We start from the raw sequence: 25,266 nt of genomic DNA, 5'->3' as shown, positions 1-25,266 counted from the left end.
GGTCAACCGCCGCGGTTCTACCGAGCCGAAAGACGCCTTCGGCTCTCCTGCCCGGCATCCGCGCGAGTACTCTACACTGCCGGGCGGCAAAAATCTGCGCGCCGCCGGCGAATTACGGCGCTTTATTCAACATCAAATCCAGCTGTTGCAGCAGCACCAGCAGCGGCAGGCTGCTCGGTTCACGATCTTTCAACGCCTCTTCGAAATAAGGCGTGATGGCGAAGCGCGTCGGCAGCGGCGCTTCGGCGTCCAGCAACGCATACATGCGCGGCAAGAACACCCACTGCAGCCAGGCTTCGGCCGACATGCTGTCGATGCAGAACGGCTCGGTGCTGGAGAAGGCCTCATGATCAGGCGGCGCGGCCTGCCACAGCGCCAGATCGCGCATGGATTGTTCAATCGCCTGCAAACTGCGGCGCACCTGGTTATGTATACTCATCTGCATTCCCGATCTCTTTTCATCATGGTATTCAGCGCGCTGGCTGAAAGGCGGCAAAGCATAGCATTTTTATAGCCCAAATTCGGCGCGTCTGAGACAGCCCGCCGTTTTTATCTGGTGGCGTCCGCCGCCGCGCGGCACAATAGGCCCACCGAGTTCACCACACAGATAAAGATTCATGTCCGTAATAACAGAGAAAAAAAACCACGCGACGCCCGGTAAGGCCATGCTGGCTTCGGTCACCGGTTACGCCATGGACGGGTTTGACCTGCTGATCCTCGGCTTTATGCTGCCGGCCATCAGCAGCGAATTAGGATTAACCTCATCGGCCGCCGGTTCGCTGGTCACCTGGACGCTGATCGGCGCGGTGCTGGGCGGCGTGATCTTCGGCCACCTCAGCGATCGCTTCGGCCGAATCCGGGTGCTCACGATCACCATCCTGATGTTTTCCCTGTTCACCGGTCTGTGCGCCGTGGCGCAAGGATATTGGGATCTGCTGGCCTATCGCACCCTGGCGGGCATCGGGCTGGGCGGCGAGTTCGGCATCGGCATGGCGCTGATCGCCGAAGCCTGGCCGGCGGAGAAGCGCAACCGCGCTTCGGCTTACGTCGGCATGGGCTGGCAACTGGGCGTGCTGGCGGCCGCCTTCCTGACGCCGCTGCTGCTGGAACACATCGGCTGGCGCGGCATGTTTTTGGTCGGCCTGCTGCCGGCGCTGGCGTCATTCCTGATCCGCCGCACTCTGGGTGAACCGGAGGAATTCGTACGGCAGAAAGACGCTGGGCAATCGCTCTCCTTCCTGCAGCGTTTGCGCCTGCTGTTTAAGGATCGCGCCACCAGCAAGGCCAGCATCGGCATCTTCATTCTCTGTTCGGTGCAGAACTTCGGCTACTACGGGCTGATGATCTGGATGCCGACTTACCTGGCGAAAAACTTCGGCTTCTCGCTCACCAAGTCCAGCCTGTGGACGGCGGTGACGGTGGTCGGCATGACGTTCGGCATCTGGCTGTTTGGCGTGCTGGCCGATCGCTTTCCCCGCTGGAAGATCTTCGTGCTGTATCAGGTCGGCGCCGTGGTGATGGTGATCGGTTACGCCCAGTTGAGCGACCCGACGCTGATGCTGTTCGCCGGCGCCGTGATGGGCATGTTCGTCAACGGCATGATCGGCGGCTACGGCGCGTTAATTTCCGATACCTACCCGGTGCAGGCGCGCGCCACCGCGCAGAACATCCTGTTCAATCTGGGGCGCGGCGTCGGCGGCCTGGGGCCATTGGTAATCGGTGCGCTGGTGACGCAAGTGTCGTTTACCGCGGCCATCAGTCTGCTGGCGGCGATTTACCTGCTGGATATCTACGCCACGCTGTTCCTGCTGCCGAAAAAACAGGGCGCAGGCGATACGCTGGGCGCGATTGGTTAACGCTGAAGAGGGATTAAGGCAGGGCCGCACGCGCGGCGGAATGGAACAAAAAGTTGGGGGCACTGCGTTAACAGTGCCCCCGGTTCGTTTTATAGCTATCCCGCTACACAGCGTGCTCCCTGCTCAATCCTTGAAAACTTTTCCTGCGGCCATCCTGACCAAGCGGTCCTTGCATCATCCTGCAGCATCGTCCTGACACGGTTCCTCAGCCTTCCTGACCCGCCGACAGTCCTGTGCCGGCTCTCAATCTCCGTCCTGGAGGTGTCCCTGGTTTCTATCCTGAAACATCCTGGGCATCTCCTGACGCCATCCTTCGCTCTTGCCTGAGCGCATCCCTTTCTTCTTCCTGAAGCTGCATCATCCTGATGCTTTCCTGCTCCGCCGGTTCCGTTCCGGTAACGATAAGATCGCTTAAATTCCCCGGAATCACAAGGGTTTGGGAGGTGTCTCACACTAAATTAAGCCTAAGAGTTATCCTAAAGAAATTCTAACCAATTGATCTGGATAACAATAATCTCATCGCCTGGAGAAAGGCGGGAAAAATTAAGAGCGATCTCTCACAGCCCGTGTGAGAGATCTCGCACACGGGCGACGGCGAATCCGTCGCCATTTAGTCCAGCACCGGGCGCAGCGCATCGAGGAAATTCCCCAGCGTCGCCGCCAGCAGGGTACGCTTATCGCTGCCGAACTGTTCCAGCACCACGTTGCCGCTGACGTTGCACAACGACACCATCGTCATCTCGGATTCGGTGGTCGCCAGGAACAGCGTTGGCGGCAGCTTGAGGCGCTTTTGCGTCACCAGATGGCCGATCAGGTTCTCCTGCAGGCGGATAAAATCCTCTTCGCTCCAGACCTGCAGCAGGCTCAGACGATGCTCGCCGAACTGTGCGCTCATGTCGCCGGCGTATTGCTGCGTGTAGAAACGGTGCGCGTCCGGCTGCAAACGCAGCTCCAGCGCGGCTTCTACCTTTTCCAACGTCGCCGCCGGTTCGAAAGGCTGTGGCAACCACAACACTTCGTCCTCGCGGTTCTCCACGATGCAGGGCGACGGCACGCCGAACAGCGCCTGGCTGGCCGGTGCGTGGCCGCGCTCTTGCTGCCACAACTCGACATAGCGTTGAGTGAATTCACGCAGAGCGTGCGATACATCATGGTCCATATTCTTTCCCGCATACGTTAAACTGACGGCCATTGTACCTATCTCTGACCAAGGTGACAGCAGATGTCCTCATATCAAGACCACCAGGCCCTGTCGGGGCTGACGCTGGGCAAACCCACCGCCTACCGCGATCGCTACGACGCCTCGCTGCTGCAGGCGGTGCCGCGCAGCATGAACCGCGAGCCGCTGGGGCTGTACCCCGATAACCTCCCCTTCCACGGCGCGGACATCTGGACGCTGTACGAGCTCTCCTGGCTGAACGCCAACGGGCTGCCGCAGGTGGCGGTCGGTGAAATCAGCCTCAACGCCGACAGCCTGAACCTGATCGAATCGAAAAGCTTCAAGCTGTATCTCAACAGCTTCAACCAAACCCCGTTCGCCAATTGGGAAACGGTGCGCAGCACGCTGCAGCGCGATCTGTCCGCCTGCGCCCAGGGCGAGGTGAGCGTCACCCTGTTCAGCGTCGAGCAGTTGGAAGGCACGCCGATCGCCCGCCTGGCCGGCGACTGCATCGATCAGCAGGATATTCGCATCGACAATTATGAGTTCAACGCCGACTACCTGTTGAACGCCGCCGGTGAAGAGGTGGTGGAAGAGCAATTGGTCAGCCACCTGCTGAAGTCCAACTGCCTGATCACCCATCAACCAGACTGGGGCTCGGTGCAGATAAGCTACCGCGGCGGCAAGATCGATCGCGAAGCGCTGCTGCGCTACCTGGTCTCCTTCCGCCACCACAACGAATTCCACGAGCAGTGCGTCGAGCGCATCTTTAACGATTTGATGCGCTACTGCCGGCCGCAAAGCCTGACGGTTTACGCCCGCTACACCCGCCGCGGCGGGCTGGATATCAACCCGTGGCGCAGCAACGTCGAATTCGCTCCCGAACGCGGCCGCCTGGCGCGCCAATAAGTGCGAAACATTGCTCAACAACTGAGCTAACGAGCGGTTTATGTTGGTAAAAGCGCAGGGACGGCGGTAAGGTTAAAACGAGGCTGCGGCCGGGCGGAGCGCCCGCTGCGCCGCAGCACGCCAACCATAACGAGATGCTGTTTTGCTGCGTATGGATTACTACCGCCCCGCACCGGGTGCAAAGGAGTTACCTTGATTACACACATCAGCCCGCTTGGCTCTATGGATTTATTGTCGCAGCTGGAAGTAGACATGCTGAAGCGTACCGCCAGCAGCGACCTGTACCGCCTGTTCCGCAACTGTTCGCTGGCCGTGTTGAACTCCGGCAGCCAAACCGACAACAGCAAACAGCTGCTGTCACGCTATGAAACCTTCGACATCAACGTGCTGCGCCGCGAACGCGGGGTGAAGCTGGAGCTGGTCAACCCGCCGGAAGAGGCGTTCGTCGACGGCCGCATCATCCGCTCGCTGCAGGCCAACCTGTTCGCCGTACTGCGCGACATCCTGTTCGTACACGGCCAAATCGCCAGCGCCGGCCGTTTCCAGCACCTGAACCTGGAAAACTCGGCCCACATCACCAACCTGGTATTCTCGATCCTGCGCAATGCACGCACGCTGCATCTGGATGAAGATCCCAATATGGTGGTGTGCTGGGGCGGCCACTCGATCAACGAGAACGAATACCTGTACGCGCGCAAGGTCGGCAGCCAACTGGGCCTGCGCGAGCTGAACATCTGCACCGGCTGCGGGCCGGGCGCGATGGAAGCGCCGATGAAAGGCGCGGCGGTCGGTCACGCGCAGCAGCGTTACCGCAACAGCCGCTTCATCGGCATGACCGAGCCGTCGATCATCGCCGCCGAGCCGCCAAACCCGCTGGTGAACGAGCTGGTGATCATGCCGGACATCGAAAAGCGCCTGGAAGCCTTCGTGCGCATCGCGCACGGCATCATCATCTTCCCGGGCGGCGTCGGCACCGCCGAAGAGCTGCTGTACCTGCTGGGTATCCTGATGAACCCGGAGAACAGCGAACAGGTGCTGCCGCTGATCCTGACCGGGCCGAAAGAGAGCGCCGATTACTTCCGCGTGCTGGACGAGTTCATCATGAACACGCTGGGCGATGCCGCGCGCCGTCACTACACCATCATCATCGACGATCCGGCGGAAGTGGCGCGGCAGATGAAGAAAGCCATGCCGCTGGTGAAGGAAAACCGCCGCAACACCGGCGACGCCTACAGCTTCAACTGGTCGATCCGCATCGCGCCGGATCTGCAGCTGCCGTTCGAGCCGACCCATGAGAACATGGCGAACCTCAACCTGTATCCGAACCAGCCGCCGGAGCAATTGGCCGCCGCGCTGCGCCGCGCGTTCTCAGGCATCGTGGCCGGCAACGTGAAGGAAAACGGCATCCACGCCATCGAGCAGTTCGGCCCGTACAAGCTGCACGGCGAGCCGCAGATGATGAAACAGATGGACAGCCTGCTGCAGGGCTTTGTCGCCCAGCACCGCATGAAGCTGCCGGGCAGCGCCTATGTGCCCTGCTACGAAATCGTCGCCTGATCCTCAATCCCGGGCGGCGTAACGGCCGCCCCGTTTTCTGACCTTGCCGCCCATGATGATACACCTACTGATTGTCGACGCCCTGAACCTCATCCGCCGCATTCACGCCGTGCAGGGTTCCCCTTGCGTCAACGCCTGCCGCCACGCGCTGCAGCAGTTGATCCAGCACAGCCGCCCGACCCACGCGGTGGCGGTCTTCGACGAGGACGATCGCCGCGACAGCTGGCGTCACCAAATTCTGCCGGACTACAAGGCCGGGCGTTCGCCGATGCCGGAAAACCTGCAGCAGGAGATGCCGCAGCTGCGCGAGGCCTTCGCCGAACTGGGCGTCGCCAGCTGGCATTCTCCCGGCAACGAGGCGGACGATCTGGCGGCCACGCTGGCGGCGAAGGTCGCCGGCGGCGGCCACCAGGTGACCATCGTCTCCACCGACAAAGGCTACTGCCAGCTGCTGGCGCCGAACGTGCAGATCCGCGATTACTTCCAGAAACGCTGGCTGGATATGCCTTTCGTGCAACAGGAATTCGGCGTGCAGCCGCAGCAGCTGCCGGACTATTGGGGGCTGGCGGGGATCGGCAGCAGCAAGATCCCCGGCGTGGCCGGTATCGGGCCGAAAACCGCCGTGCTGCTGTTGCAGCAGTCGGGCAGCCTGGATGGGCTCTATCAGCAGTTGGAACAGGTGCCGGAGAAATGGCGCGGCAAGCTGGAGCGGCACCGCGAGCTGGCCTACGTCAGCAAACAAGTCGCCACGCTGCGCACCGATCTGTCGCTGGACGGCAACCTGCAGCAGCTGCGCCTGCCGATACCATAAGGGCGCTGCAAGCAGCGCCCTTCATCAAGCTTAACGCGATTAATCGCGCTCGTCGCGCCGGCCCGGCACCGCCGACCACATGCGGCGCACGTGTACGGTGATCTCTTCGCGGTCGTGATACAGCTGCTTGGCATGCACTTCGACGCTGACACCGGCAGCGCCCAGCGCTTCGCGGATGCTCATCAGGTTCTGCGACACTTCCTCATAGCGCTTTTTCATCGGCAGCTTGAGGTTAAAAATCGCTTCGCGGCACCAGCCTTTCACCAACCACTGGATCATCAGGCTGGTTACCTTCGCCGGCTTCTCCACCATGTCGCACACCAGCCAGTAGATCTTGCTGCTGTTCGGCTCGAACTTGAAGCCGTCGGCGCGGTGGTGCGTCACCTGGCCGGTTTCCATCAGGCTCGGCGCCATCGGGCCGTTATCCACCGAATGCACCATCATGCTGCGTTTCACCAGCTGATAGGTCCAGCCGCCCGGGCAGGCCCCCAGATCGACCGCGTGCATGCCGCTGGCCAGGCGTTCGTCCCACTCGTCGGCGGGGATGAACACGTGGAACGCTTCTTCCAGCTTCAGCGTCGAACGGCTCGGCGCATCGGCCGGGAAGCGCAGACGCGGAATGCCCATGTAGAACGGCGAGTTGTTGTTGCTGTAGGAGTAACCGACGTAGCAGCAGCCCGGCGCGATGAAGAACACGTGCACCACCGGGCGAGTGGGGTTCTCACGCGCCATCAGCACCTTCTGCTCGCGCATCGCGGCGCGCAGCGGCACCGTCAGCTTGCGGCAGAACTTCATCAGCTCTTTGCTTTCGTTGGTGTCCGGCACTTCCACCCGCAGCTCGCCGCCGCGGTCAACCACGCCGATCAGCATGCCGACGATCGGCGATACCCGATCTTCCGGCGGCAGATCGCGCAGCAGCTCGCCCACCACGATCATCTGGCGGGCGAAAATCAGTTCGCGGAACGGAATTTCCCGCGCCAGGCGATCGGCATCGTCCGGCTGATAGCATTCGAACAACACGTAACCGCTGTGCTCTTTTACCCGCGCAAAGCCGAAAATCTCCCGCTGGGCGGCTTTGTCGGTGATCTCCGCCGCACACTCTTTTTCAAAGCCAGGGCGGCAGTACAACGCAATCTTATTCATGGCGCTCGGCCTTTTTCCTCAGACGCAAAGCGCCAATCAACATCAATATCCAGCCGATCAGGAAGCACACGCCGCCAACCGGCGTGATGTATACCCAGACCTTCAGGTGCGACAGCGCCAGGCAATAGAGGCTGCCGCTGAACAACACGGTGCCGAACGCCAACAGCGCTCCGCTCCAGTAAAACCACAGGCTCACGCGGCGCTGCATCGCGACCGCCAGCGCCAGGATGGCCAGGGTGTGGAACCCCTGATACTCCAGCCCGGTGCGGATCCAGGCCATTTCGTTGGCGCCGAGCGTGCCGCTTAATACATGCGCGCCGAATGCGCCCAACGCGACAAACACAAAGCCGCTGATAGCGGCGAAAACCAGCATGGAACGGCTGCTCATCGTGATTTATCCCATTTAAAATCACCGGCCGCGGCAAGGCGGCGGCCGGTCTTATTGTTCGTAGCGGAAGCGGAACTTCTCTTGTTCGCTGGCGGCGCGCGCCAGGATCCACTGCCGGAAGGCGGCTATTTTACCCAGTTCTGCCTGGCTGTCATGACATACCAGATAAAAAGCGTTTTTACTGACCAGCACATCGTTGAACGGGCACACCAGGCGACCGGCTTCGATCTCGGTTTGCGCCATCACATTGTTCACCAGCGCCACGCCCTGGCCGTGCACCGCCGCCTGCACCACCATCGCGCTATGGCTGAAGATCGGCCCCTGCTGCACATTAATGTGCTGCAACCCCAGCTGGCGCGTATAGGCCAGCCAGTCGCGGCGTGAAACGTCATGCAGCAGCGTATGATAAGCCAGATCCTCTGCGGTTTTCAGCGGATGATCGCCGGTCAGCAGGCTCGGCGAACACACCGGCAGCAGATATTCCGCATACAGGCGCTCGGCGCGCAGCCCCGGCCAGTTGCCGCGGCCGTAGAAAATCGCCACGTCGACGTCGTCCGCCAGCTTGTCTTCTTCGCGATCCACCGCCTGGATGCGCACGTCGATCCCCGGATAAGCTGAGTTAAAGCCGGACAGGCGCGGCACCAGCCACTGAATGGCGAAGCTCGGCGGCAAACTGACGGTCAATGCCCCCTTGGCGCTGCGCGCCTGCAGCTTGCGCGTCGCCTCGTTGATCGAAGAGAAGATCTCCTTGATATCGAGGTAGTAACTTTGCCCCTCTTCGGTCAGCAGCAGCGAGCGGTTACGCCGGCGAAACAGCTTCAGCCCGAGGAAGTCCTCCAGCGACTTGATCTGGTGGCTCACCGCGGCCTGGGTCACGAACAACTCTTCCGCCGCCTTGGTGAAACTCAGGTGGCGAGCGGCCGCATCGAACACGCGCAGCGCATTGAGGGGAGGTAAGCGTTTAGACATTAAATTAGCTACTTTTGTGTAACATTAATCCGAATGATTCGGCGCCGAAAATCGGGCGGCTTTGTGTGGCAAGCCATCGGTAAACGCTAACGGCGTATTGCCATTAGTTTTTTTAATCCGAGCCATTATAATTTGTCCGTTGAGGATGCGCCAGCAAATACCTATAGTGGCGGCACTTCCCGGGCCGGAACGAAAAGGGAGTGGGTGTCGAGGACGCCGATGAACTTTTGGCTTGTGGTTGTGATGTTGTGTTTGCAAATTGTCCGGCGATTCCGGACATGGTAGCTAGGCTACTGTTTTTTCACTTCCTGTACATTTACCCTGTCTGTCCATAGTGATTTTATGCAGCACCGCAAAACTTGCGGTGCTTTTTTTTTGCCTGACGGTTACTGGTTGCTTTCAACCATCTCTTTCACATCGGCGCGGTTGATCTGCTGCTCGACGCCATTGGCGTCTTTATAGCTGATCATGCCGGTATCGTTGTCCACTTTAGGCTTGCCGTCAGCGACAATGGTGCGTCCGTCATTGGTATGCATCACGTAGTTGCTGGAACAGGCGGCCAGGGTGAACGTAAGCATCAGGGCAGAGAGAACTGCGGCTGTTTTCTTCATTGAGGACTCCTTTTTAGTTTTAAATGCTGATAAATACCTTTTATGTGCATAGATGCGATTAATAAGCGCACATTTAATAGCATAACAAACTTTCCCAATTTTGCCAGGCGATAAGTCCTAATAGGCAGGATCGCTTGTCTCCGGCGGCAAAATAGGACAGGATCCCCCATCGACTCAAGCCAGTGACAATCAGGGTATGACGCCTTTTAACCCCAGCCTTTTTCGCCAACAGTTTCCCGCGCTCGCGCAGGACGGCATCTATCTGGACAGCGCCGCCACCGCGTTAAAACCGCAGGCGGTCATCGACGCCACGCAGCAATTTTATCGCGATGACGCCGCCACCGTGCACCGCAGCCAGCACCGGGCGGCGCAGGATCTGACCGCCCGCTTCGAGCAGGCGCGCGGCCAGGTGGCGCAGTTGATCAATGCGCCGTCGGCCGACGACGTCGTCTGGACGCGCGGCACCACCGAAGCGATCAACCTGGTGGCGCAGAGCTACCTGCGTCCGCGTCTGCAGCCGGGCGATGAAATTCTGGTGAGCGAAGCGGAACACCACGCCAACCTGATCCCCTGGCTGATGGTGGCGGAACAAACCGGCGCGCGGGTGGTGAAACTGCCGATCGGCGCCGATCGGTTGCCGGATTTGACGCAGCTGCCCACCCTGCTCAACGACAAAACCCACCTGTTGGCGCTGGGGCAAATGTCCAACGTCACCGGCGGCTGCCCGGATCTGGCGCCGGCGATCGCGATGGCGCATGCCGCCGGCGCACGCGTGATGATCGACGGCGCACAGGGCGTGGTTCACGGCCCGGCCGACGTACGGCTGCTCGACATCGACTTCTACGCCTTTTCCGGCCACAAGCTGTATGGGCCGACCGGCATCGGCGCGCTGTACGGCAAAGCCGAGCTGCTGGCGCAGATGGTACCCTGGCAAGGCGGCGGCAAGATGCTGACCCAGGCATCGTTCGACGGCTTTGCCCCGCAAAAGCCACCGCATCGCTTCGAAGCCGGCACGCCAAATATCGCCGGCGTGCTGGGGTTGGCCGCGGCGCTCACCTGGCTCAGCGAACAGGACATGGCGGCGGCGGAGCGCTACAGCCGCGAGCTGGCGGACCAGGCGGAACAGCGGCTGGCACAGTTGCCGGGCTTTCGCAGCTTCCGCAGCTCGGGCTCCAGCCTGCTGGCGTTCGACATCGCCGGCGTACACCACAGCGACATCGTCACCCTGCTGGCGGAGCAAGGCATTGCGCTGCGCGCCGGCCAACACTGCGCGCAGCCGCTGATGGCGGCGTTGGGCGTCAGCGGCACGCTGCGCGCGTCGTTCGCCCCCTACAATACGCAACAGGACGTCGATACGCTGGTCAGCGCGTTGACTCACGCCCTCGATCTGCTGGCCGACTGACTTGATTCCCGGAGACGCTATGCTCGCCCCCCATCCTTTTGGCCGAGAGGTCACCGCCGAGGCGTTGATCGCCACCTTCAGCACGCTGAAACAGTGGGAAGATCGCTACCGCCAGCTGATTATGCTCGCGAAACGGCTGCCGCCGCTGCCGGAGGCCTTGCGCAGTGAAGAAATGGCGCTGAGCGGGTGTGAAAACCGCGTCTGGTTGGGGCACCAGTTGCTGGAAGACGGCACGCTGCACTTCTATGGCGACAGCGAAGGCCGCATCGTGCGCGGCCTGCTGGCGGTGCTGCTGACCGAAGTGGAAGGGAAAACGCCGCAGCAGATCGCCGCATTGGATCCGCTGGCACTGTTCGACCGGTTAGCGCTGCGCGCCCAGCTGAGCGCCACCCGCGCCGGCGGCCTGGCGGCGTTGGCCGCCGCCGTCAAGGCGATCGCCGCCCGTTACGCCTGACGCGCCGCCTTCGCCACCATCTTTTTCAGCGCGTGCGACACGGCGACGAAGCCGAAAGTAGCGGTGACCATGGTCGCCGCGCCGAACCCCGCGCTGCAATCCATTCTTTTCGGCCCTTCCGCCGTGCTGCGTGAAGCGCACACCGAACCGTCCGGCTGCGGGTAAACCAACGGCTCGCTGGAGAAGACGCAGTCGATGCCCAGCTTGCCCTTGCCGTTTTTCACCACGTTGAAATCGTGCTTCAGCCGCTCGCGCAGCTTGGCGGCCAGCGGATCCTGGATGGTTTTCGCCAGATCGGCCACTTCGATCTTGGTCGGGTCAATCTGCCCGCCGGCGCCGCCGGTGGTCACCACCGGGATCTTGAAGCGGCGGCAGTATGACAGCAACGCCGCCTTCGGCCGCACGCTGTCGATCGCGTCGATGACGTAGCTGAAGTTATGATCCAGCAGCTCGGCGACGTTGTCCGGGGTGATGAAATCGTCGATGCAGGTCACCCGGCATTCCGGGTTAATCGCCAGGATACGCTCCGCCATCACCTCGGTTTTCGATTGCCCGACGTGTTGGCGCAACGCGTGGATTTGGCGGTTGGTATTGGTGACGCAAACATCATCCATGTCGATCAGGGTGATGGCGCCGATGCCGGTGCGCGCCAGCGCCTCAGCCGCCCAGGAACCCACGCCGCCGATGCCGATCACGCAGACGTGCGCCTGCGCGAACACCGCCAGCGCCTGCTGGCCGTACAACCGCGCCGTGCCGCCGAAACGCTGCAGATAGGCTTCCGAATAAGCTGTGCTCATAACGCTTTAATTACCTTCGTAATGCAAATGATAAGGGCCGGAAAATCCGGCCCTTGCGGGTCACTCTTTTCACGCCGTATGCGTTTAGCGGGTGGCCAGCAACGAACCGCCGCCGTTTGACTGATTGGCGCTGAACAGCTGACCGCCGCCGTTGTTCTTCAGCACCCAGACGCGGCCGTAGTGGTTGTAGTACCCCGCCGAGTGGCCGGCTTCCGGTCCGATGCCCTGATACATGTCAAAATGCTGGCCCTTGATGGCGCCGCCCACGTCGAGCGCGACCATCAGGCGCATCTCGTATTTTCCCGTGAATTTACCCTTGTTGTCCAGCAGCGGCACTTCGGCCAGCAGCGTGGTGCCCGCCGGGATCAGCGAACGGTCGGAAGCCACCGAGGCTTTGGCGATCAGCGGCACCGCGCTGGCACCTCTCACCGGCGCAAAAGCTTCCGGGCGGAAGAACACGAACGATGGGTTTTGCTCCAGCAGCTCACGCACCTCTGCGGCGCTGTGAGTATCCGCCCACTGACGGATCGCCTGCATCGACATGTCCGCCTTGGCCACTTCACCACGATCGATCAGCACCTTGCCGATGCTGCGATAGGCGTGGCCGTTCTTGCCGCCGTAGCCGAAGAACACCAGCGGCTGGCCGTTGCCGTAGTCGACATAGCCGCTGCCCTGGACTTCCATCATGAAGTTGTCCATCAGCGAGTTGGTGTAAGCGATGATATAGCGATCGTCGAGCGCGCCGGAATAGATGCCCGCGCGATCCGGCAAGCGGCCCCTGCCCTTCGGCGGCATGCGGTACAGCGGATAGCGGAACTCGCCCTGTTGGGTATAGCGCGCCTGCACCACCGGCGTGTAGTAGCCGGTAAACTGCACGTTGCCGTAATTGTCGACGCCTTCCATCTGGTAAGCGCTGAGGCCGTACTGGCTCAGCATGCGCGTGTCAGCGCCGGACGCCATCCAATTTTGTACCGCCTGATAGGTGCCGTTGTTGCGGTTAAACAGCGAAGGCGACGCGTACTTGATCTCCATCAGCTGATCCGAATAATCCTTGGCGTTGACCGGCGAACCTTTGGCGTTGGGCTGATTGACCAGCTCCAGCGACTGATCCAGACGGCCGTCTTTATATTGCTGACCCCGATCTGTCGGCTTGGACGAACAGCCCGCCAACACCGCCACCATCAACCCGCCAAGCAGGTATTTGCCCCAACGTCCTTTCATCGCGCACACTCTCAAACTGATATGATCTACCGGCTGAACGATAACAAACGCTCATTGATAAAGGAATCGCTGCAAATAAAAAAAGCCGCACGGAGGATGGTGATGAAAAAGAAGGCAAATTGCGGGCAAATTCAGCAGAAAAACGGGTTTAGGCCAATAAAATGCAAAAAGGGTTTGCAACAAAACGCATGGAGAGTATAGTGCGCATCCATCGGACGCGGGGTGGAGCAGCCTGGTAGCTCGTCGGGCTCATAACCCGAAGGTCGTCGGTTCAAATCCGGCCCCCGCAACCAACCGATGCCGCAGCGGCGGTATTTTGCGTTTGGCTTCGATAACAAAGTATTACACGGACGCGGGGTGGAGCAGCCTGGTAGCTCGTCGGGCTCATAACCCGAAGGTCGTCGGTTCAAATCCGGCCCCCGCAACCAACCGAATGTCGTACCAGCGGCATAACATGCACGGTGGTTCGTAGTAATACAGCACCAAGACGGACGCGGGGTGGAGCAGCCTGGTAGCTCGTCGGGCTCATAACCCGAAGGTCGTCGGTTCAAATCCGGCCCCCGCAACCAACTCTTGATGACAACAGACAAGCACCCTGACGGGTGTTTTTTTGTATCTGCAATCCGCGAAACTAGCCGGACTCGCGCCCGGCCCTGCTTCTATCGGCTCGCCAGCGCGCCGCCGTTGGCGAAATAAGCCTTGATGCCCGCCAGAATCGACTCCGCCACCTGCTGCTGGAAATGGCTGGTGCGCAGCTTGCGCTCCTCTTCGATATTGCTGATAAACGCCGTCTCCACCAGGATCGACGGGATATCCGGCGCCTTTAACACCGCAAAACCGGCCTGATCGACGCGATTCTTGTGCAGCCGGTTGATTTTCCCCATCCGATTCAACACTTCCTTGCCGAACTTCAGGCTGTCGTTGATGGTCGCGGTCTGGATCAGATCGAACATGGTGTGGTCGAGATAACGGTCGCCGCTCTTGCTGACGCCGCCGATTTGGTCCGAGGCGTTCTGCGTCTGCGCCAGGAACTTGGCCGCCGAGCTGGTGGCGCCCTTGGTGGACAGCGCGAACACCGACGAACCGCGCGCGGCGCGGCTGGTGAAGGCGTCGGCGTGAATAGAAACGAACAGATCCGCGCGCTGCTTGCGCGCCTTGGCGACGCGCACCTTGAGCGGGATAAACACGTCTTCGTTGCGCGTCATGAACACTTTCATGTTCGGCTCGCGCTTGATCATGGCGCTCAGCTTGCGGGCAATCTGCAACACAATGTCTTTCTCGCGCGTCTTGTACTTGCCGATAGCGCCGGGATCTTCGCCGCCGTGGCCGGGATCCAGCATGATGACGATCGGCCGATCGCGCCCCGCCTTGCCGGCCTGCGGCGCTTCCGGCGGCAGCGTGCGCTCCAGATCGCCCTTGTTGTAATCTTCCAGTAACGCCAGCAGCGGATCATACTCCTCGCCGCCGCTGCTGCCCTTGGTCGGATAGAGATCCATCACCAGGCGATTGCGATACTCCGGCACCGGCGCCAGCGTGAAAATATGCGGGCTAACGCTCTGCTTGAGCTCCAGCACCAGCCGCACGGTATTCTGATCGAACTGGCCGACGCGCGCCTGCTTGAGATACGGATCGTCGGCGCGCACCTGCCCGGCGATACCTTTCAGCACGCTGTTGAGGTGGACGCCTTCGATATCCACCACCACGCGATCGGGATTGGTCAGGGCAAACTGCTTGTATTTCAGCTCGACGTTGGATTCCAGCGTGACGCGGGTATAGGTGGAGGATGGCCAGACGCGCACGGCGATCACGTGCGATGACGCGGCGAAGCCCGTGCGACTCACACTCAGCAACCAGCTGGCGGCAACGCCCTGTAATAAACGACGGCGGCCCAGATTGTGATTAGAGTTTGGCATGCGGCTCCGGCAGTAATAGCTGTTTACAACAGATGAAAAAAACATCAATAAAATGGGGATGCCGAAAACTTTAACCAATCATTCCAGCCCTGTCATCAGAAAATCTTTTTATGGTTTTTCAATTTATTAACGATTTAGCGCCCTTAGCGCACTCTTCATGATGATTTCTCGCTTGCCATCGGCGCCATAAAAGAATAAAAATACAAAAATACCGTATAAATATGCAAAAGAGGTTTGTCGTGAAGGAACGTAGTACAGAGCTGGTGCAAGGATTCCGTCACTCAGTCCCCTATATCAACGCCCACCGCGGCAAAACGTTTGTCATCATGCTCGGCGGGGAAGCCATCGAACACGAGAATTTCTCCAACATCGTCAACGATATCGGGCTGCTGCATAGTCTGGGCATTCGCCTGGTGGTGGTTTACGGCGCGCGGCCGCAGATCGACGCTAACCTGGCGCAGCATAACTTTGAGCCGATCTACCACAAGCACACGCGCGTGACCGACGCCCATACGCTCGAACTGGTCAAGCAAGCCGCCGGTTTGTTGCAGCTCGACATCACCGCCCGGCTGTCGATGAGCCTCAACAATACGCCGCTGCAGGGCGCGCATATCAACGTGGTCAGCGGCAACTTCATCATCGCGCAACCGCTGGGCATCGATGACGGTATCGACTACTGTCACAGCGGCCGCATTCGCCGCATCGATGAAGACGCGATCCACCGCCAGCTCGACAGCAACGCCATCGTGCTGATCGGCCCGGTCGCGGTTTCCGTTACCGGCGAGAGCTTCAACCTGACCTCGGAAGAAGTGGCCACCCAGCTGGCAATCAAGCTGAAAGCGGAAAAAATGATCGGCTTCTGCTCCTCGCAGGGCGTAACCGATGCGGAAGGCAACATCCTTTCCGAGCTGTTCCCCAACGACGCGCAAAAGCGCCTTGAAGAGCTGGAAGAAGGCGGCGATTACCATTCCGGCACCGTGCGCTTCCTGCGCGGCGCGGTGAAAGGCTGCCGCAGCGGCGTGCGCCGCAGCCACCTGATCAGCTATCAAGAGGACGGCGCGCTGGTGCAGGAGCTGTTCTCGCGCGACGGCATCGGCACCCAAATCGTGATGGAGAGTGCCGAACAGGTGCGTCGGGCGACGATCAACGACATCGGCGGCATCCTGGAGCTGATTCGGCCACTCGAGCAGCAGGGTATTCTGGTGCGCCGTTCGCGTGAACAGCTGGAGATGGAAATCGACAAGTTCACCATTATCGAACGCGACAACCTGACCATCGCCTGCGCGGCGCTGTACCCGTTCTTGGAGGAAAAAATCGGTGAGATGGCCTGTGTGGCGGTACACCCCGATTACCGCAGCTCATCGCGCGGCGAGATGCTGCTGCAGCGGGTAGAAAATCAGGCGCGGCAGATGGGGCTGAAGAAGCTGTTCGTGCTGACCACCCGCAGCATCCACTGGTTCCAGGAGCGTGGCTTTACCCCGGCGGAGGTCGACGTGCTGCCGATGCAGAAACAGGCGTTGTACAACTACCAGCGCCGCTCCAAAATTCTGCTGGCGGATCTGTAATCCCTGCGGGCGCGGCCGTTGCCGCGCCCCTCAGCGCTTATTCCGTCGCCTGCAGCCGTTCAGCCAATCCGCTGCGGCGCTGGGTCGGCGTGCGAATGGCCCGCAGCAGCACCGCCTCCGTAGCGTACAGCGAAAGCAGCTTACGCGCGCGAGTGATCGCGGTATAGACCAGCTCACGCGTCAACACCGGCAGGAAGTGATTCGGCAACACCAGCACCGTATGGTCAAACTCCGATCCTTGAGATTTGTGCACCGTCATCGCATAAGCGGTTTCATGCGCCGGCAAACGGCTTGGCTGTACCGACTTGATGCTGCCGTCGGGCAGTTGGAAATGCACGCGCAGATCGCCGTGCTCATCCGGCAGCGTAATGCCGATATCCCCATTGAACAGCCCCAGCGCGCTGTCATTGCGGCCGATCATCACCGGCCGCCCCCGGTACCAGCGGCCGAGCACGCCCGGCTTGCGGTCAATTAAACCGGCACGCTGCAGCCCGAGCTCAATGCGCTCGTTCAGGCCGGCGACGCCGAACGGCCCTTCACGCAGCGCGCATAGAACCTGGAAACGGCCAAAGGCCGCCAGCACCGTCGCCGCGTCCGCCCCTTCTGCGGTCAGCCGCAAATAGTCGCGGTAGCCCGCCACGCAGGCATCCAACAGCGCCTGATACTCTTCGCTCGTCGCCAGCGCATAGCCCGCAACATCACTGAAACTGCCGTTTAATGCCGCCAGCGCGCGATCCCCCGCTCCGGCGTTGACCGCCAACGCCAGCTGACCGATGCCGGAACGGGCGTCGAAGCGATAGCTCTTGCGCAGCAGGCACAGGCTGTCGCGCACCGCCGCTTCCGCGTCGGCCTGCTGCCCCGTGAGCGAACAACCGGTCAGGCGGCTCAGCTCAGCGGCGCGCGCATCGCTGTATCCCTGCTCGGCAAAACGGCAAATATCGCCCAGCACCGCGCCGGCCTCCACCGAAGCCAGCTGATCGCGGTCGCCGAGGAAAATCACCCGCGCCCGATCGGGCAGTGCGGCAATCAGGCGCGCCATCATCGGCAGATCGACCATCGAGGCCTCATCCACCACCAGCACATCCAAATGCAGCCGGTTGCCACGGTGATAACGCATGCGCTGACTGCTCGGTTGCGCCCCCAACAGACGGTGCAACGTCGCCGCCTCCGTCGGGAACAGCGCCTGCTGCACCGGGGTCAACGCCAGCTGGCGGCTGGCGCTGCCAAGCGACTCCGTCAGGCGCGCCGCCGCCTTGCCGGTCGGCGCCGCCAGCTGGATGCGCAAGCGCGCGCTTTCATCCAACTGCACCAGCGCCGCCAACAGTTTGGCGACGGTGGTGGTTTTACCGGTGCCCGGCCCGCCGGAAATGACCGCAATGCGCCGCGTGGCGGCCACCGCGGCGGCGATTTTCTGCCAGTCGGGCTCGTCGCTCGCGGCGCCGAACAAGCGGTCGAGAATGGTGCGCAGCTCAGCCTCCGGCACCGCCAGCGACTCGCCTTCGCCGCCGATAAACGCCGCCACTTCGCCTTCGTTTTGCCACATGCGCTGCAGATACAGGCGCGGCCCGCGCAGCACCAGCGGCGTAGCGCCGCTGCCGTCCCCAACCGCCGCGCTGGCCGCCAAACGCTGCTGCCAACGCGCGCTATCCGGCCGCCCGGCCGCCTCCCACACCGCCAGCGCCAACGCCGGCTGGCGCCCTTCAAACAGCGTGTCCGCCTGCAGCTGCTCCAGCATCAGGCAGACGTGACCGGCCCCCGCCTCTGCGCTCAGGCAGGCGGCTGCCAGCAAAATATCGGGCTCGTCTTCGCTCGCCACCACGCGGGCGAACTGCACGTCCAGCGGGCGCAGCACGCCAAGCGCCACCGCCTGCTCCAGCAGTGCGATCATGATCCTTCCTCCGTCGCCGCAGCTTCGCCGCTGAACAAGCGATCCATCCCCTCCACCAGCTCAAGCTCGGGGAGACAAGTGAAAATGCCGTTGCCCGGGTGCGCCGCATCCACGCCGCGCAGAAACAGATAAATCACCCCGCCAAAATGGCGCCGATAATCGTAATCCGTCAACCGATGACGCAGATAACGATGCAGCGCCAGCGTATACAGCTGGTATTGCAGATCGTAACGATGCTCCGCCATCGCCTGCTCCATCGCCGGCCGGGTATAGGCGCTACTGTCTTCCCCCAGCCAGTTGGACTTGTAGTCCAGCAGGTAGTATTTGCCCTGCCAGCAGAACACCAGGTCGATAAAGCCTTTCAGCATGCCCTGCACCTGATGAAAATCTAGCGCCGGGCAGCGGGCGGAAAGCGGATCGTAACGCTTCACCAGGGCATCGAGCGCCTTCGCCTGCAACAACCGGTTAATCGGCAAATAGAACTGCAGCTCGGCCTGCTTGTGCTGCGGCGTCAGCGCCGACAACGTCACGCCGCTGGCGGCGAGCGGCGTGTTGAGCAACACCTGCATCCACGCCAGCAAAATTGGCTGCCAGTGCTCGGCAAATCCTTGCTGTTGCAGCTGTGCCAGCAGCCACTGTTCGTCCAGTGGCTGGGTGAAGTCCAGCGTTTCAAACAGGCTGTGCAGGAAGGTGCCGGGCGTTGCGCCGCGCGGGAAGGTATGCGGTGTGAGCGCTGGCTCACTCTCCTCACCCCGCTCGCCCGCGGCGTCGACATCCAGACGCGGCAGCAGATCCTGCATCAGGCTCGAACCGTGCTGTTGCAAACCGGTATAGCTGGTCACCCGCCAAAAATCCTGGATCCGTCGGGTAAAGCTTTTCGCCGCCAGCGTAGCGGCCAGCGATGCCTGGGGCTGCCAGGGCGCCTCGTCCGGCGGTTCCACCAGCGACAGCGCGATGCCGCCGCCCGCCAATTGCTGCAGGCGCTCCTGCAGATACGCGGCGTCGCCGGCCTGCCCGCCCTGCACCAGATAACCCAATGCGCTGCGGTGCAGATCGGTATCGCCCTGTTTCTTGCGCGTGCCCTGGAACAGCGGCGCGATGCCGATGCTGCAGTGGTACACCGAGCGGGTCAGCGCCACGTACAACAGGCGCAGGTCTTCTGCCAACCGCTCTTCCTCCGCCCAGGCCTGGCTCTCTTCATTGGCGTCGAGATCCAGCAACGCCTGGAAACTGTGGCGATCGTGATACAGCGCCTGCTGCTGCTGGCGGAAATTGCCGACGAACGGCAGCCACACCAGATCGAACTCCAGCCCCTTGGATTTATGAATCGTGATCACCTGCACCAGATGCCGGTCGCTCTCCAGCCGCAGTTGCTGATTATCGGACTGGCGATTAGGCTGGGCGATCTGCTGTGCCAGCCAGCGCACCAGCGCATGTTCGCTGTCGAGTTGCGCCGCCGCCTCTTGCAACAACTCCCCCAGATGCAGCACGTCGGTCAAACGACGCTCGCCACCGGCGCTGGCCAGCAGGTTCTCCGCCAGCTGGCGCGCTTTCATCACCTCGCTCAGCATCGGCAACACGCCGCGGCGCAGCCAGAGCGTGCGGTAATTGTCGAATTCGTTAACCAGCTCGTCCCAGGCACGCTCATCGCGGCTCAGGCCGTCCAGCGTCGGCGCGTCCAGCCCCATCAGCCCGGTGGCCATGGCGCTGCGCAGCGTGCGCTCCTGTTCCGGCGCCAACACCGCCTGCAGCAACCACAGCAGGTCTTTGGCCTCCGGGGTGTCGAACACGCTGTCGCGGTTGGACAGGTAGACCGACGGAATGGACAGCGCGCTCAGCGCATCGCGCACCAACGCCGCCTCATTGCGGCTGCGCACCAGCACCGTGATATCGGAAGCTTGTACCGGCCTTGGCTCCTTGCCGCCCTGCAGCCACGCCTGGCCCTGCTGCCCGGCGCTGAGCCAGTCGCGAATTTGCGTGGCGCACAGGCGCGCCATCAACTGTTGGTAATCACTTACACCGGCGCCTTCCCCCTGCTGCAGCCAGAACTGCATCGCCGGTTGCGGCTTGCCGTGCAGGTCAAACGCCAACCCTTGGTTCTTTTCCGCCGCGCTGACCTCGATAAAGGGGATTTGGCCGAACAGGAAAGGCTTTTCTACCTGAGAAAACAGGTGATTGACGCTGGCGACCATCGACGGCGACGAGCGCCAGTTGGTCTCCAGCGTATAGTGGGCGCTCACCTCTGAGCGCGCCCGCATGTAGGTAAAGATGTCGGCACCGCGGAAGGCGTAAATCGCCTGCTTGGGATCGCCGATCAACAGCAGGCCGCAATCGGGCCGGCCGACGTAAAGCTTTTGGAAAATGCGGTATTGCTGCGGATCGGTGTCCTGGAATTCATCGATCATCGCCACCGGGTAACGCTGGCGGATCGCCTGCGCCAGCTGTTCGCCGCCGCCGCTTTGCAGGGCGCCGTCCAGCCGGCTGAGCAGGTCGTCAAACCCCAGCTCGGCGCGCTGGCGCTTTTCTTGTTGAATGGAAGTGCGGATCTCGCTGAGCGCGCGCGCCATGATCAGGTCGCGCAGCGTCAAGGGCTCATCGAACAGTTCGTCGATCGCCGTGAACAGCGCATGCCGCGGCGGCTCGCCTTTCTTGGTCTTCTCCAGCAGCACCGACTGGCGAAATTTATCCAGTTCCTTCGGCAACTGGTAGTCCTGAGTCTCCTGCCCGCTCCATTCGCCGACCTTGTTCAGCCAGTTCGGCAGGTGCTTGCTGCTGTAGCTGCGCTTATCGACGCCGGACTGGGCGATCAACGCCTCCAGATCGCCCGCCGCCGCACGCCATTGCGCCTTGATGGCATCGATGCGCGCGACGATCTGCTCGTGGCGCATCAGGACGGTTTCTTCCTCTTTCGGCGGCCGGCGCAGCGCCGGCGCCTCACCGTGCAGATAGCCGGAAAGGTCGGCCAGCAACGCTTCCGGGCCGCTCCACTCCTGGCTGACCGCACGCGCCACGCCCAGCGGCAACGGATAGCAGTGGCGACGCCAGAAATCGGCACAGGCCTGCCGCCGCAGCGGCAACTCGTCCTGCACCAGCGTTTGTTCAAACAGCATGCCGGATTCGAAGGCGTTGTGCGTCAGCATTCGTTGGCAAAAGCCGTGAATGGTGTAGATCGCCGCTTCATCCATCTGCCGCTCCGCCGCCAGCAGCTGCGAGGCGGCGTCGGTCAAGTCGTCAATTTCAGCCATCAGCGCCAAAAACAGCGGGTTGGCGCTGACGCCCCGCACGCAGGCGATGCGCAGCCCGTGGATATTGTCGCGGATACGCCCGCGCAGCTCCTCGGTGGCGGCCTCGGTAAAGGTCACCACCAGGATTTCTTCAACCGTCAGCGGCCGGGGAAACGCCGCTTCACCGCCCAACCCCAACAGCAAACGCAGATACAGCGCGCCGATGGTAAAGGTTTTGCCGGTGCCCGCCGACGCCTCAATCAGGCGTTCGCCGAACAGCGGCAGCGTCAGCGGCTCCAGCCTCTGCGGGGCAGTTTCCGTCATGGCGTCGCCACTTTGCGCGGCAGGATCTGCTGCAATGCAGACGCGTTCGGATAGGTGACCCAGCCCTTAGGCGCCGCGTAATCCGCCTTGTCTTGCCCGCTGCCGCTCACCTGCGACAGCACAGCCAGCCCCTGTGGCTGGATCACCGCCTGGTGGAAATAATCCGCCAGTTTGGCCGGCGTCAGCTGTTGCACCTGCGCGATCAGCTTCTGACGAGTATCGAAGGCGAAATTGCCGCGATCGAAATCGTTGGCGAACCGGCTGGCCTCTTCGCTCAGGGTTTGCGGCCGCTGCTTCAGCTCATTGATGAGCGCCTGTTTGTACTGCTCAAAGTCCGCTTCGCTCATGTCGCGCAAGCGTTTCTCGGTTTTCGGGTAGAAATCCTGATAGCGCTGGTACAGGTATGCCGGCTGTTTGCTGTTGCTCTGCAACAGGAAGCCCACGCCCCATTGGCGCCCCACCGACATTGGGAAGGCGAAGACCGCATATCCCAATTGCTCCTGAGTGCGCAGTTGGCTATAGAACCACGGCTGAATAATCTGCCCCAGCAATGAGCTGTAGGCCATGCCGGCCACTTCGTCGTAACCAGTCGGCACATAGACCGCCGCCAGCGCCGAATCGGTGCTGCTGCCCACCTGTTGCAGATTGGCCAGATGATTTTTGTCCACCACCACGTCTTCGCCGTGCCACCATTCGATGCCGGTACAGCCCAGGCGATGTTTCAGCGTCGACGCCAGCGTGTCGACCTGCTGCTTGCTCATGTTGCCCACCACTAGCAGCTCCGGCGTGGCCTCGGCCAGCAGGCTGTCGCGATAGGCCAGCACGTCTTTCAGCGTCAGCGTCTTCAGCACTTCGCGGCGTTCGCTGCGTTCGGAATACGGCACGCGGGAAACCATCTGCACCGGCTGAATGGCCAATTCAAACGCCTTGCCCTTCTCGGCGGCGTCCAACTGCTCCAGATACCAGGACTTGGCCTGCGCCAGCTGATCTTCCGTCGGCGTGAAGCTGGAATAGCCTTCGATCAGCGCCGTCAGCAACTGCGGCAGGCGCTGGGTAAAGCCGTTGGCGTTAAACATCAGGCCGTTGTTCGGCGAGGTCGAGAAGCTCAACCCGCCAACCGATGCCTGATAGCTCAGCTGATCCAGCGCGAGGCCGGCCAGATAATCCGTCAGCGAGAACAGCACCTGGTTGCGCGCGGAATCCATGGTCTTGGCGTTGCGGAAAGCGACGGTGACGTCGGCCTTCGGCTCATCGGCGAAGTAACGGCTCGGCATGTACAGCACGCGCAGGCCGGGGTTATCCACCACCATTTCCGGCTTTTTGAACTCGTGCGACGGCTTGGTCAGGGTAAAGTCATCCGGGATGTACGGATTGAGCGTCGGTAACGACAGGGAAATCCCACTCCCCAACTGCTGCCACTGCGTAAAGCGCTGCGGCGTGATTTTGTCGACCTGGTAAGGCGCGTTGACGAAATAGGCCGTCTTGTTGTGCGGCTCATCCGGGCTGACGAACCAGATGCGGGCGTTTTGCGGCGTCATGGCGTCCAGGCGTTCGGCGATCGCCTTCGGATCATAGCGATCGGCCAGGTAAGGCGCGTCCAGCGCATGTTCAACCGGCACGCGCAGCATGGTGTCCACCAGCCATTCGATGTAGTCCATGTCGCGCGTGATCGACGGATAACGGAAATCCAGGTTGAGAACATGCGAGATTTCGTCGAAGTAACTTTGCTTGATGCCTTCGCTGCGCAGCATTTTCAGGTAGTTGAAAATGGCGGCGACGACCTCGTCGCGCTTGGCCAGGCCTTTGTCGGTCAGTGAAACGCTGATGGCGAAGACGCCGCCGTTGCGATCCACCATCGGATCGGCGCCGGCATTGATGGCGTCCGCCAGCCCCTGCTTCTGCAACCAGTCAGACAGGGTGTTCTTGCTGCGGTTGCCGATCAGGTAGCTGATGTAGGTATCGGTTTTGCTGCGAAACGCGGCGCTGTTGTTATCGATGCGAAACTCGACCTTCAACTGTTTGCGCGGCTGTGCTGGCACATAGTGAATGATGATGCCCTGCTGTTCCGGCGTCACCGCCGGCACGGTGATCGGCGGCACGCTGGCGTCGTGATTTGGCACGCGGCCAAAGGTTTTCGCCGCAATATCAGCCAGCTGCGGCAGCGGCTGATTGCCGTACAAAACGCCCATCATCAAATTGGCGGAATAGTAACGCTTATAGAAGCCGGTCAGCTCATCGTGCAGCTTGCTGTCCGGCTTGTCTTTCAGCGTATCGAGATTGCCGCCGGAGAAGCGCGCGCTCGGGTGCGCCGGGTTAAGGGTTTCCGCGCCCACCTGCGCCATACGCATACCGTCGCGCGAACGCGCCATCGTCAACTCGGCGTTAACCGCGTTGCGCTCACGGTCGGCATTGCCCGGATCCAGCAGCGGCTCGGCAATGGCGTCGGCCATGCGATCGACCGCCGGCTCCAGCGCGTCATTTTCCACTTCCAGATAGAAGGCGGTGCGATAAGAAGCCGTGCTGGCGTTGTGGCTGCCGCCATGCTTTTTCAGGAATTCGGACAGGTTTTCCGGCTCTGGATAGCGCTTGGAGCCCATCAGCACCATATGTTCCAGATAGTGCGCCAAACCCAGTTGGCTGTTCGGATCTTCAAGCGAGCCGACCGGCAATGCCAGCGCCGCCAGCGATTTCGGCGCCTGGGCATCGGACACCAGCAACACCGTCATGCCGTTAGTCAATTTGATCGCCTCATACTGACGCGGATCGTGTTCGCTTTTGTTGATCTTCTCCGCCAGCGGTTGCCATCCTTGCGCGGCCCAACTCAACGGCGCCCAACACATAGCCAATAATACCAGCCCGGTGATACGGGCCAACTGTCTGCGCATATCCAAAATAAACCCCTATTCTGACGTCGCTGCGCCCACTCCCTGACGGTGGCGACGTTCATCAAAACCACATAACCAAATCTGTACTCACCGGGTTCTTCGCCAATATGGCGACCCGAACTCGGCGGGTATATGCCTGTACGTTATGTAAGACCGGGAATGACCCCAATGGTTGAATATAACCTTCGTT

The 25,266-nt window shown here is 61.4% G+C and carries 19 protein-coding genes and 3 tRNA genes; 10 read left to right on the top strand and 12 right to left on the bottom strand.

All coding sequences use genetic code 11. The features are described 5' to 3' along the window. Positions 1-112 precede the first annotated feature (112 nt). Positions 113-439 carry a YqcC family protein gene (locus ACJ8HN_RS21930; protein WP_033654135.1) on the bottom strand — a complete coding sequence of 109 codons (327 nt, stop codon included), beginning with the start codon at positions 437-439 and terminating at the stop codon, positions 113-115. Between the two features lie 178 nt (positions 440-617). Between ACJ8HN_RS21930 and ACJ8HN_RS21925 the strand changes: the two genes are divergently transcribed. Further along, positions 618-1,856, top strand: a complete 1,239-nt coding sequence (locus tag ACJ8HN_RS21925; protein ID WP_442523945.1) for an MFS transporter — start codon at positions 618-620, stop codon at positions 1,854-1,856. A 610-nt stretch (positions 1,857-2,466) separates the two neighbouring features. Here the strand turns inward: ACJ8HN_RS21925 and syd are convergent. Next, positions 2,467-3,015, bottom strand: a complete 549-nt coding sequence (gene syd / locus ACJ8HN_RS21920) for a SecY-interacting protein (protein WP_442523944.1) — start codon at positions 3,013-3,015, stop codon at positions 2,467-2,469. A gap of 63 nt (positions 3,016-3,078) precedes the next feature. Here syd and queF point away from each other — a divergent pair, with 63 nt between their 5' ends. The 3 genes from queF to xni all read left to right on the top strand — a co-directional run bounded on the left by queF (position 3,079) and on the right by xni (position 6,292). Then, positions 3,079-3,924: an NADPH-dependent 7-cyano-7-deazaguanine reductase QueF gene (gene queF / locus ACJ8HN_RS21915; RefSeq protein ID WP_442523943.1), complete on the top strand. Its 846-nt coding sequence runs from the start codon at positions 3,079-3,081 to the stop codon at positions 3,922-3,924. A 192-nt stretch (positions 3,925-4,116) separates the two neighbouring features. Beyond that, positions 4,117-5,481, top strand: coding sequence for a nucleotide 5'-monophosphate nucleosidase PpnN (gene ppnN / locus ACJ8HN_RS21910; protein ID WP_019455737.1), 1,365 nt, complete (start codon positions 4,117-4,119; stop codon positions 5,479-5,481). A 52-nt stretch (positions 5,482-5,533) separates the two neighbouring features. After that, a complete protein-coding gene (gene xni / locus ACJ8HN_RS21905) occupies positions 5,534-6,292 on the top strand; it encodes a flap endonuclease Xni (RefSeq protein WP_033635747.1) in 759 nt (252 codons plus the stop codon). Between the two features lie 39 nt (positions 6,293-6,331). On the opposite strand, the gene rlmM is transcribed toward xni, so the two are convergent. From rlmM to ACJ8HN_RS21885, 4 genes are all read right to left on the bottom strand, one after another. After that, positions 6,332-7,435 carry a 23S rRNA (cytidine(2498)-2'-O)-methyltransferase RlmM gene (gene rlmM / locus ACJ8HN_RS21900; protein ID WP_033635748.1) on the bottom strand — a complete coding sequence of 368 codons (1,104 nt, stop codon included), beginning with the start codon at positions 7,433-7,435 and terminating at the stop codon, positions 6,332-6,334. Next, a complete protein-coding gene (locus ACJ8HN_RS21895) occupies positions 7,428-7,823 on the bottom strand; it encodes a DUF423 domain-containing protein (protein ID WP_004931896.1) in 396 nt (131 codons plus the stop codon). The genes rlmM and ACJ8HN_RS21895 overlap by 8 nt, the downstream gene beginning before the upstream one ends. 51 nt (positions 7,824-7,874) lie before the next feature. After that, positions 7,875-8,792, bottom strand: coding sequence for a transcriptional regulator GcvA (locus ACJ8HN_RS21890; protein WP_025304049.1), 918 nt, complete (start codon positions 8,790-8,792; stop codon positions 7,875-7,877). Between the two features lie 386 nt (positions 8,793-9,178). After that, positions 9,179-9,403 (bottom strand): YgdI/YgdR family lipoprotein, encoded by a 225-nt coding sequence (locus tag ACJ8HN_RS21885; protein WP_025304050.1) that lies wholly within the window; start codon positions 9,401-9,403, stop codon positions 9,179-9,181. A gap of 196 nt (positions 9,404-9,599) precedes the next feature. Between ACJ8HN_RS21885 and csdA the strand changes: the two genes are divergently transcribed. Beyond that, positions 9,600-10,805, top strand: a complete 1,206-nt coding sequence (csdA, locus tag ACJ8HN_RS21880) for a cysteine desulfurase CsdA (protein WP_442523941.1) — start codon at positions 9,600-9,602, stop codon at positions 10,803-10,805. Between the two features lie 19 nt (positions 10,806-10,824). Continuing rightward, complete coding sequence (csdE, locus tag ACJ8HN_RS21875; protein ID WP_033649797.1) at positions 10,825-11,259, top strand: cysteine desulfurase sulfur acceptor subunit CsdE; 435 nt, start codon at positions 10,825-10,827, stop codon at positions 11,257-11,259. Here the strand turns inward: csdE and tcdA are convergent. Together tcdA and mltA are read right to left on the bottom strand one after the other, a co-directional pair. Then, the gene (tcdA, locus tag ACJ8HN_RS21870; RefSeq protein ID WP_004931886.1) at positions 11,250-12,056 is read right to left on the bottom strand and encodes a tRNA cyclic N6-threonylcarbamoyladenosine(37) synthase TcdA; all 807 of its coding nucleotides are present in this window, start codon (positions 12,054-12,056) and stop codon (positions 11,250-11,252) included. The genes csdE and tcdA overlap by 10 nt on opposite strands. An 84-nt stretch (positions 12,057-12,140) precedes the next feature. Beyond that, positions 12,141-13,277, bottom strand: a complete 1,137-nt coding sequence (gene mltA, locus ACJ8HN_RS21865) for a murein transglycosylase A (protein ID WP_033635751.1) — start codon at positions 13,275-13,277, stop codon at positions 12,141-12,143. 216 nt (positions 13,278-13,493) lie between these two features. On the opposite strand from mltA, the gene ACJ8HN_RS21860 reads away from it, so the two are divergent. From ACJ8HN_RS21860 to ACJ8HN_RS21850, 3 genes are all read left to right on the top strand, one after another. After that, a tRNA-Met gene (locus ACJ8HN_RS21860) sits at positions 13,494-13,570 on the top strand. Positions 13,571-13,628: 58 nt separating this feature from the next. After that, positions 13,629-13,705 (top strand) — tRNA-Met (locus ACJ8HN_RS21855). Positions 13,706-13,769: 64 nt separating this feature from the next. Further along, positions 13,770-13,846, top strand: a tRNA-Met gene (locus ACJ8HN_RS21850). A gap of 90 nt (positions 13,847-13,936) precedes the next feature. Here ACJ8HN_RS21850 and amiC read toward each other — a convergent pair. Further along, complete coding sequence (gene amiC / locus ACJ8HN_RS21845; RefSeq protein WP_033635752.1) at positions 13,937-15,190, bottom strand: N-acetylmuramoyl-L-alanine amidase AmiC; 1,254 nt, start codon at positions 15,188-15,190, stop codon at positions 13,937-13,939. A 221-nt stretch (positions 15,191-15,411) separates the two neighbouring features. On the opposite strand from amiC, the gene argA reads away from it, so the two are divergent. After that, positions 15,412-16,755, top strand: coding sequence for an amino-acid N-acetyltransferase (argA, locus tag ACJ8HN_RS21840; RefSeq protein WP_049232224.1), 1,344 nt, complete (start codon positions 15,412-15,414; stop codon positions 16,753-16,755). Positions 16,756-16,792: 37 nt separating this feature from the next. Here argA and recD read toward each other — a convergent pair whose 3' ends face one another. Genes recD through ptrA form a run of 3 tightly spaced genes read right to left on the bottom strand, consistent with a single transcriptional unit; the run spans position 16,793 to position 25,076 of the window. After that, on the bottom strand, positions 16,793-18,643 hold the full coding sequence (recD, locus tag ACJ8HN_RS21835) for an exodeoxyribonuclease V subunit alpha (protein ID WP_442523940.1): 1,851 nt from the start codon (positions 18,641-18,643) through the stop codon (positions 16,793-16,795). Continuing rightward, entirely contained in the window at positions 18,640-22,191 is a 3,552-nt protein-coding gene (recB, locus tag ACJ8HN_RS21830; protein ID WP_442523939.1) for an exodeoxyribonuclease V subunit beta, read from the bottom strand. The genes recD and recB overlap by 4 nt, the downstream gene beginning before the upstream one ends. After that, complete coding sequence (gene ptrA / locus ACJ8HN_RS21825) at positions 22,188-25,076, bottom strand: pitrilysin (RefSeq protein ID WP_308886252.1); 2,889 nt, start codon at positions 25,074-25,076, stop codon at positions 22,188-22,190. Before ptrA ends, recB begins: the two co-directional genes overlap by 4 nt. Positions 25,077-25,266: the final 190 nt, after the last annotated feature.

The sequence above is a fragment of the Serratia sp. CY29653 genome, from assembly GCF_052169255.1.
Lineage (GTDB): Bacteria > Pseudomonadota > Gammaproteobacteria > Enterobacterales > Enterobacteriaceae > Serratia > Serratia sarumanii.
This window is presented reverse-complemented; position numbering and strand designations above follow the sequence as displayed.